General features: G+C 30.7%; 6 protein-coding genes. 2 read left to right on the top strand and 4 right to left on the bottom strand.

Features of this window, described 5'->3' with window-relative positions:
- Positions 1 to 396: 396 nt before the first annotated feature.
- On the top strand, positions 397 to 1,653 hold the full coding sequence (locus B3J26_RS03490) for a DUF3748 domain-containing protein (protein WP_291073282.1): 1,257 nt from the start codon (positions 397 to 399) through the stop codon (positions 1,651 to 1,653).
- A 172-nt stretch (positions 1,654 to 1,825) separates the two neighbouring features.
- On the opposite strand, the gene B3J26_RS03485 is transcribed toward B3J26_RS03490, so the two are convergent.
- A complete protein-coding gene (locus tag B3J26_RS03485) occupies positions 1,826 to 3,337 on the bottom strand; it encodes a carbon-nitrogen hydrolase family protein (protein ID WP_180904916.1) in 1,512 nt (503 codons plus the stop codon).
- A 104-nt stretch (positions 3,338 to 3,441) separates the two neighbouring features.
- Between B3J26_RS03485 and B3J26_RS03480 the strand changes: the two genes are divergently transcribed.
- Positions 3,442 to 4,470 (top strand): hypothetical protein, encoded by a 1,029-nt coding sequence (locus B3J26_RS03480; protein WP_291073280.1) that lies wholly within the window; start codon positions 3,442 to 3,444, stop codon positions 4,468 to 4,470.
- A 57-nt stretch (positions 4,471 to 4,527) separates the two neighbouring features.
- Here the strand turns inward: B3J26_RS03480 and B3J26_RS03475 are convergent, their stop codons facing one another.
- From B3J26_RS03475 to B3J26_RS03465, 3 genes are all read right to left on the bottom strand, one after another.
- Positions 4,528 to 4,776, bottom strand: a complete 249-nt coding sequence (locus B3J26_RS03475; protein WP_291073278.1) for a hypothetical protein — start codon at positions 4,774 to 4,776, stop codon at positions 4,528 to 4,530.
- A 7-nt stretch (positions 4,777 to 4,783) separates the two neighbouring features.
- Positions 4,784 to 7,750 (bottom strand): hypothetical protein, encoded by a 2,967-nt coding sequence (locus B3J26_RS03470; protein WP_291073276.1) that lies wholly within the window; start codon positions 7,748 to 7,750, stop codon positions 4,784 to 4,786.
- A gap of 183 nt (positions 7,751 to 7,933) precedes the next feature.
- Positions 7,934 to 9,373 (bottom strand): glyceraldehyde-3-phosphate dehydrogenase, encoded by a 1,440-nt coding sequence (locus tag B3J26_RS03465; RefSeq protein WP_286502266.1) that lies wholly within the window; start codon positions 9,371 to 9,373, stop codon positions 7,934 to 7,936.
- Between the last annotated feature and the right edge of the window lie 61 nt (positions 9,374 to 9,434).

Here is a 9,434-nt window from a genome sequence, read left to right as displayed (position 1 = left end):
AGGATATGACGTACCCACAATAGTTAAAATATTGTTTTTGTGTTTTTTACGAGTTACCAACACATCTTAAACACTACCGGTAAAACTATTTAATTGTTGTTATCATTTCCAGATTGTGGAACATATTGCGAATCAATTCTGGTTGTAGATTTTCCAAAATCTTCATTAAATATTACCTTTGTTGTTTAAGGTTTAACAAAACTTATACTAAGGAAAATAAAAACATTGAAAAAATTATATTTTCAATTATAATTAATCTAGAAAAAAAAAAAAAAATACAGTTTTGTAAAAAATTTTATAAAGAATGATAAAATATTTCTAGTAATCAAATAATTACGTTTTTAGTTGATTGTTAAATGTTTATTAAGTAAATAAAATATTATTAAACAATACGATATGGTAAAGCAGTTAACTTATGATGATTTTGGACATACGCTTCATCATAATCAAATTCAATCAGTTGATGGCAATTATCTTGTTTTTGATACACGTAATGATGATACAAAAATAGGAGAGACTTCTTCTATCTGTTTACTTCACACGAGAACTTACGAATCCAAAATTATTTATACAACAAATAATCAAACAGAGTTTGGTCCTGGAGTAGGTGCAGCCTCTTTTTCACAAATTGAGAATAAAGTTATTTTTATTCATGGTATTCGAAATGCGAATCAAGCAAATCCGTATTCGGCAACAAGAAGGACAGGTGTCGCAATTGATTTAGAATTTCCAAATCAGCCTATTTTTATGGATGCTCGAAATATAAATTTTCCCTTTACAAATGGTGCTTTGCGTGGAGGAACACATTCGCATTCGTGGCAAAAAGAGAAGAATTGGATTAGTTTTACTTACAACGATTATGTCTTGGAACAAGAATCCAAACACAATTCTAGTATAAAAGATCAGCGAGTGGTTGGAATGATGTTTCCCAAAAAAGTTGAGGTTGATTTTGATGAAACATTAGAGAATAATTTTGGTGAAATGTTTTCGATTATCGTTTCTAGAGTAGTGATAAATCCTAAAAATGGAAGTGATGAAATCGAAAAAGCTTTTGATGAATGTTGGATTAACTCAACAAACAATATCGCATTTCAGGGACATGTGCGTGATGAAAAAGGGAATATGAAAACGGAAATTTTTATTGCTGAAATTCCAAATGAAATAAGGTTTGATGAAAACGATAATTTAAAAGGAACTTTAACTACTTTGCCAGATGTGCCAAGTTGTATTTCGCAGAAACGAATCACTTTTACTCAACATGGAATTAGTAATTTTAGACATTGGTTACGTTCTTCTCCTGATGGGAAAATCATCTATTTTTTGATGGAAGATGAATTTGATAAGACGCAATTATTTGGTGTAAATTTAGTTTCGAATGAAATTATTCAATATTCTTTTTTAGAAAATTCGATTACCTCTCCATTCAATCTTTCACCAAACGGAAAATATGCTATTTATTTTGTTAACGATAAAATATATCTAAATGATTTAACCGAAAAAAAATCTAAACAAATCTATCAAGTTCAAAAAATCAATAATGAATTAACGGGAATTCCGCATTTTTCTAACGATGGAAAAAAAATCTATTTTAATCAATTTGTTTCAAATAATTTCAATGAAAAGTTTATTCAAATCTTCGAATTAGAGTTATAAAACAAAATTGAAATATGTTAAAGTTCAAAGTTTTCTAAAAAATATTTGTCCCTTATAAAAAATATTTCTAATTTTAGTACAGATACTTAACCGAACCTAAGGTCTATGCTCTTATTCGAGTCTAACCAATGGGAATAAGAACTAAAAAAAACCTCCAATTTGGAGGTTTTTTTTATGTTTTTATTAGTCTTACTTCATACAAATCCTTGCGTCTGTCTTTCATCGTTTTTACAGTTCCATACTCATGCAACTCTTTTAGAAGATAAAGATCAACATCAGAAATCAGTACCATTTCTGTATTCGGAGTTGCTTCTGCTTTAACTCCATTGTTTGGAAAAGAGAAATCTGAAGGTGTGAAAACTGCCGATTGTGAATATTGAATATCCATATTATTCACACGCGGTAAATTTCCCACAGAGCCTGCAATAGCCACATAACACTCATTTTCTATTGCACGAGCTTGCGCACAACTACGTACTCGCGTATAACCATTTTGCGTATCAGTCATAAATGGAACAAATAAAATTTCCATTCCTTGATCGGCTAAAATACGGCTCAATTCAGGAAATTCGACATCATAACAAATTAGTAAACCTACTTTTCCGCAGTCGGTATCAAAAACTTTTATTTCATCGCCACCATTCAATGCGTAATATTTGAACTCATTTGGTGTAATGTGTATTTTACTATACGAATCTAATTTCCCCGAACGATGACATAAAAATGACGTATTATATAGTTTTCCTTCCTTTAGATGAGGCATAGATCCTGAAATAATATTGACATTATATGTAATTGCAAATTCTTGAATTTTCTTCACAATATCGTCCGTCATCGTTGCTAATTGATGCATCGCTTCAATCTCTTTCAAATGATTATATGGACTCATCAACGGCGAATTGAAAAATTCTGGAAACATAATAAAATCAGAGCCATAATCGCTTACCGCACTTACGAAAAACTCAATTTGATCATAAAAATCTTGTAAACCATTAAACAAACGCATCTGCCATTGTACCAAACCAAGACGAATAGTACGTTTTGTTGGTGAATTAGATTTCAATTCAGGTTCGTAATAGATATTATTCCATTCTAATAAAGTGGCATATTCTAAGGATTCTTTATCGTCTTTCAGATAATTTTTCAAGATTTTTTTGACATTAAAATCATTCGAAATCTGAAAAGCTAAAGTTGAATCAAAAATCTCTTTACTTTTTACTTTTTCTATATATTGTCTAGGAGATAATTCTTGCGAATATTTATGATAATTTGGAATACGTCCACCAGCTACAATTGATTTTAGATTCATTTCTTCACAAAGCGCTTTACGTTCGTCATATAAACGTCTTCCCAAGCGCAATTGACGATAATTTGGATGAACAAAAACTTCAATTCCATACATTACATCACCTTCTGGATCATGTTTTAAAAATTTACCATTAGATGTTATCGTATCATAATTCGATTCGATATTCGTTTTTTTCGAATTAACCACAATACTTAATGCCGAAGCAACAACTTTTCCATCCACTTCAACACAAAGTTGACCTTGCGGAAAAATAGCTAATAATTCTTTAATTTCGTCGACAGTCCAAGTTCCAAGCTGATTGTGATAGGCTTCTTTTGTAGATTCAGTCAAATCACTATAATCTTCAAGAGTCAAATTTCTGACCTGAATATTCATTTTATTTAGATTTAGATTATGTTTGAATTTAGCAAATATTAATCCAATAAACAATTTTAAAAAATAAATTTAGACCTATCTTCGTATAGACTAATAAGCATGAAATGAAAGATGTAAAAATAGAGTTTAGAAAGCCTATTTATCCTGTGAGTGACGAATTAAATCATTATTTAGAGAAATATCATCGCAAAACAAAAGCGAGTGTAGAATATGATGATTTGATGCGTTTTTCGGGTTGTGTAGCATTGGAAGATAAGGAAGGAAATGATACGCATTGGTTGGGTGTTTATTATACCGACTCGGAACATCAGGAAATTCAAGATAGTCTAAACAGAATTTATACTTACTTACATTCAGACGGAGATGAGGAGTCTTTGCCTTATCTTGTTGTTGATTCTATCGATTATTGTACGTTCGGAAATTCGAAACCTTTTCGTATTCGGGTTCGTAATATTTTGAATGATAATTACACCAATTTTTACATCAAAAAAGCAGATGCTTCGCGTATTTATGGTTTAGAATTAGAAGATATTTTATCTCCTCACCGAATCAATTTTTTGGTTTACAAAAATACATTGATTGAGGAGCATATTTTGGGAATTCCAGGAGATGTTTTTATCAAAAATTATTTGGATAAATGTAATGATTTAGAAAAAAATCAGATTGCAAAAGAGTTTGTAAAGTTCAATGAACGCTGTTTTATAGGTCTTTTGGGTGATATGCGTTCGTATAATTATGTGGTGATTCCAATTCACGATTTTGATCAAGTTATCTATAGAATTCGACCAATAGATTTCGATCAACAATGTTATGAAGGAAATTTAAAAATTTATCGACCACAATATTTTAAAGAGAATCGAGTAATGGTTGATTTGGTGAATAATCGTTTGAAATCAAATTCTATTGACCAATACCGAAAAGAAGTAAAGTCATTGATTTCAAAACGAATTTCGAATAGTTCGAAACGTTTTCGTGATTTAATGAAAATCATAAAAAAAGACACGATTTCTAAACCAGAAAATGTTGCACAATTACGAAAAGGTTTCGCAAAGTTTTACAAAGACCAATCCTATGAAGATTGTAAGACTATGGGCGAAATTTTGCATAAAGCTATCATTAACAGTTTGGAATAAAAACAATAAAAGCTTCTCAAAAATTGAGAAGCTTTCTTTTTTGATATAATTTAGAAATTAGTTTTTTAATAATTGCTTTCTGAAACGCAAAGCAACTATACCTGCACCAATAACCAACAATGGTAAATAATCGTCGATTGGAGCTGTTCCTGTTGGATCTTCACTTGGATCTGGATCACTTGGGGCTTCTGCCTTTTGAGAAGTGTTATTACTTTCAAAAAAACGAATTCCACCTTCTTCAGTATTTGCAAAAGTCACAGTAGACATCAAACAAAATAATAAAGTTATTTTTTTTATATTTTTCATACGTTAATTATTTTAAAATTACTTTTTTAGACTCTGTTTTACCATTATCTTTTTCTACAACAACGATTACAACTTGAGGATTTACATTTAGGTTAAGAACATAAGATTTTGCATTAACGTTCTGAACGTTTTGTAACTGTCTTCCTGAAATATCAACTAATTTTATTGATTTAATTGATTCTTTAGATGAAATTGTAATTTGTTTATTTTGAGCATAAACTACCAATCCTTTTTTAGACAAATCATTTGTTGATAATGTTTTATTTTGATAATTTATAGAGAAACGATCATTAATTTCACCTGCTTCTGTATCAAAAGAATAAGATTTTAATTCGTTTAAATTAAATACTTTATCTAATTTTTTGTCTACCAAATAGATATTTTGATTTTCGAAAACACCTTCAAATTGCTCTAAATTAATTTGATAAGTTCCTGCTTTTTTAACGTTGTAAGTTAAATCAAAAGAATCTTCGTTATTGAAATCTCCACGTCCTTGAATTACAAATAAATCATTGTTCAAAACAGAATATAATCCTTCATTATTGTTATCAAATGGTTTTGCATCAAAATTTTGATCAAATTTATTTGTCGATCCATTTACATACCCTATTAAAGAAGAATTTATTTTACCTTGATTATTTGATAAACTTAACCAATATCTATCTTTTTGTTCTTTGTAATAAACTGGACCATTAGCTGAGGTACGCATCGCATTATTAAGCACTAAATTACCAGCGTTTGCTACTTTTACTATAAATCCTTGTGCAATATCAATATTTTGAGAAGTTACACTATTATCATTCCATCCTGTTCCATTATAAATAGCCCAGTTAGAACCTTGATATGCTCCATTTACAATTGGTTTAGAATGCGTCCAAACATAAACAGAGTTTACTCCTACTGATGTATTAGCAGCAATTAAAGCATCTAAACTAAGTGGTGACGCGTAAGGGTTTCCTACTGCATTATTTCCTTTAGAAGCTTTAGTTACAGGAATCGTTACTTCTCCATTAAATAATTGACCTCTGAATGAACTATCAAATACCTGAGCTTCACCTTCTCCATAATTATTATAATTATTAGGAGCTCTAAAAGAAATTAATTCTCCTGCTTTAAAATTATCAGCAGCTGTTACATTCTCTGTCCAATCATTTGTTGATTCTAAAAATCTTGCAAAACGATTTGTTAAAGTATTTGGAGAAATTTCGAAAATATTTTGATTAATAACTGGTGAAGACCACATTAAATTTTCTAAACGGTAAATAGGTGTTGATGATCTATCAAACATTGCAGGACCAACATTTACTGCGCTATTATTATTTTGAATCAAATAAGCACCGTGTCTAAATCTAAATGTTACATCATTTTGATTAACAACTTCATTTTCTACAATAATTGTAATTCCTGCAGGAATAATCATATCTCTCTCAACTGTTAATTTCTTTGCAGAAAAACTTTCTGTTGGAGTTGCATGTAAAATAACTTCTTTTGTAAGATCCGGCGTTCCATTAGACCATGCAGTTCCGTCCCAAGTTGTAGAGTTAGATGATACAAGTTTGTATAATTGCAACTCCTCTTGATTTGCATTTCCATATGCAGCAAATCGAGGTGATCCTGAATTATAAGATAATTGTCTTGTAGGTGTAGCAACATTATTTACTGTGAATTTATTATCAGCGTAAGACAAATCCCATTTATAGCTATCTGTTACAGAAGATGATAAAGATACGGCATTTCCAGATGTCCATCCTACATATTTTTCCAGAACTTCATTATAAATTGTATAAGAAGTCATGTCAGATTCTAATTTCCATACGTTATCTACTGAAGGATTTACAATTTCTCCATTAGATACATTTGCATCACTTGAAGCTAAGAAAGTTGTAAATATATTCGTCATTAAATACTCATCTTTCTCATTCGTTACAACATAATACCCATCCGTTACATCAGATAAATTGGTTACTTTAACAAAAGTTCCTTCTCCATTATATGTAATTACATTAGGATCATTTGATTTTACATTAAAAGTCGTCGTATAATCATTAAAATTATTATCTCCTACTGCTGTAGCGGTAATTGTTGTAGAACCTATACCATCAAAAGATAATGTATTTCCATTTGCAGAAACAATAGAATTATCTGCAGATGTATATACTATATTTTGCCCTTGATCTGTTTGATTTGGTAATTCTGTAAAAGTAGTTCCTTGGTTTTGAGTTAAATCCTCAAATGTATAATTTACGGTTTGATTAGCTTTAGCTATTTCAAATGTTACATTTGCTGCATCAGAAGTTCCGTGCTCATTTGTTGCTGTAACTTCTGCTCTAAAAGTACCTGTTTGTGTTGGTGTACCTGAGAAAACGCCATTGTCAAAGGTAATTCCTAAAGGTAATGTCCCCGTTTGCGCCCAAGAGGTAGGGTTATTAGTCGCTGTCACAGCTCCATCAGACAACAATACACCATAAGTTCCTGTAATTGTCTTATTAGAAATAACAGGAGGCGTATTAATAGCTTCATATGTCAATGTCAAACCAGTTAATCTTATATGACCTGATGTACCTGAAATTGCATTTTGAAATTGTAATGATGAGATTGCATTTAAGTTTTGGATCGAATAATTGTTGTCTACCGCAGAAATGCTTGTAGGAGTATTTCCTCCATCTACAAAATATTTTGCGTTTCCTAAATTACCGCTAACACCTTTAAAAACAACATTTGTAATTTTGAAATTATTCGCAACATGTAAAGTTATAGAATTTCCATTGGTACTTCCTGTATATAACCTTAAAGTTCCACTAGTAAATGCTGGTGTTGCTGTAGCATTATTTTTCTCAGTTGTATAGTTAATATTCTCATCAATATTTCCACTTACACCGTTAAATGTATAATTTACAGTAGTCTGCCCTAAAGCATTATAAGATACTAATCCTATCAGGAGAAGTATCCAATTAAATAAGTAAAATTTCTTCATAAATAAAATGTTTTTTTTTTAGTTGTTCAAAAATAATGTTAATTTTCGTAACTAACATTAATATAATATTAACAAAAATAAAACAATTAATTTATTTAGCTGTTTTTAAACGAATAGGTTACAAAAAAAATCCACTAACTAAAAAGCTAGTGGATTAATTTTAAATAAAGGGAAAAAATACTATTAATAGTATGTATATCTTCTAACACCCGCAATGTGCTTCGCTAAACGCATTACTTGGTGGCTATATCCATATTCGTTATCGTACCAAACGTACATCACAACATTTTTACCATCTGCAGAAACAATTGTTGCATTACTATCAAAGATAGATGGAGCAGTAGTTCCAACGATATCCGAAGAGACCAATTCATTGTTCAATGAATATTTAATTTGCTCTACTAATTCTCCGTTCAATGCAGCATCTTTCATGATGTTGTTTACATTTTCAACAGATGTATCTTTACCAACTTCTAAATTCAAGACAACTAATGACCCATTTGGAACTGGAACACGAATTGCATTCGAAGTTAATTTACCTGCTAAACTTGGTAAAGCTTTTGCAACTGCGCTACCAGCACCAGTTTCAGTAATTACCATATTCAAAGCAGCAGCACGTCCACGACGGTATTTTTTGTGCATATTATCAACCAAATTTTGATCGTTTGTATACGCATGTATTGTTTCTAAATGTCCTTTTACAACACCTAAATTATCTTCAACAACTTTTAAAATTGGTGTAATTGCATTTGTTGTACAAGAAGCAGCTGAGAAAATATTTACATTTTCTGGGCTATATTCTTCATGATTAACACCGTAAACAATATTCGGAACACCTTTTCCTGGTGCTGTTAATAAAACTTTGTCTGCACCAACAGATTTCAAATGACGAGATAAAGCCTCTTCATCTTTAAAAACACCTGTGTTATCAATAATCAAAGCATTATTAATTCCGTAAGTAGTATAATCAATATCTTCTGGCTGCGCTGCAGAAATCATGTAAACAGAAACTCCGTTGATGATTAAAGCATTATTTTCGTGATCAGCTACAACGTTTCCGTCAAAATCACCATGTACAGAATCATGACGTAACAAAGAAGCTCTTTTTTCTAATAAAACAGGATCGTTTTTATCACGTGTTACAACAGCGCGTAATCTTAATTGTTGACCTTTTCCCATTTGAGAAGCCAACTCACGAGCTAATAAACGTCCGATACGACCAAAACCGTATAAAACAACATCTTTTGGTTCAACACTTTTTACATTTTTGCTTGCGCCTAATTTCTCTTCAACAAAAGCTTCTGCCGAAGCGTAATCTCCAGAAATATATTCTTTAGCTAATTTTCCAACATCAAGTCTAGAAGCTGGTAATTTAGCTTCAGAAATAGCTTTAGCAATTGCTAACGTATCGTCAATAGCAATCTTTTTTTCTACAAATTCCTCAGCATACTGATGTAGATTTACGATGTCACTAACGTTTTTATCAACTAATTGATTACGGAAAATTACCAATTCAACAGATTGATCATACCATAAATCTGAAACAATTTTAATGAATTCTACAACCTTTTTGCTCATTTCATTGAAAGATGCAAGTTGTTGATCATAAGAAGAGTGGTTCATTTAATAAATGTTTATTTGTGTTTATTTACTTAATTCTTGGCAAAAGTAATCAATTATAACG

The organism is Empedobacter sp. UBA5987, assembly GCF_002429865.1.
Lineage (GTDB): Bacteria > Bacteroidota > Bacteroidia > Flavobacteriales > Weeksellaceae > Empedobacter > Empedobacter falsenii_B.
The sequence above is the reverse complement of the archived record's forward strand: the minus strand, read 5'-3'. Positions and strand labels throughout refer to the sequence as shown.

Coding starts and splice junctions, on each gene's coding strand:
- B3J26_RS03490 (WP_291073282.1), top strand. CDS start 397: ATGGTAAAGCAGTTAACTTATGATGATTTTGGACATACGCTTCATCAT.
- B3J26_RS03485 (WP_180904916.1), bottom strand. CDS start 3,337: ATGAATATTCAGGTCAGAAATTTGACTCTTGAAGATTATAGTGATTTG.
- B3J26_RS03480 (WP_291073280.1), top strand. CDS start 3,442: ATGAAAGATGTAAAAATAGAGTTTAGAAAGCCTATTTATCCTGTGAGT.
- B3J26_RS03475 (WP_291073278.1), bottom strand. CDS start 4,776: ATGAAAAATATAAAAAAAATAACTTTATTATTTTGTTTGATGTCTACT.
- B3J26_RS03470 (WP_291073276.1), bottom strand. CDS start 7,750: ATGAAGAAATTTTACTTATTTAATTGGATACTTCTCCTGATAGGATTA.
- B3J26_RS03465 (WP_286502266.1), bottom strand. CDS start 9,373: ATGAACCACTCTTCTTATGATCAACAACTTGCATCTTTCAATGAAATG.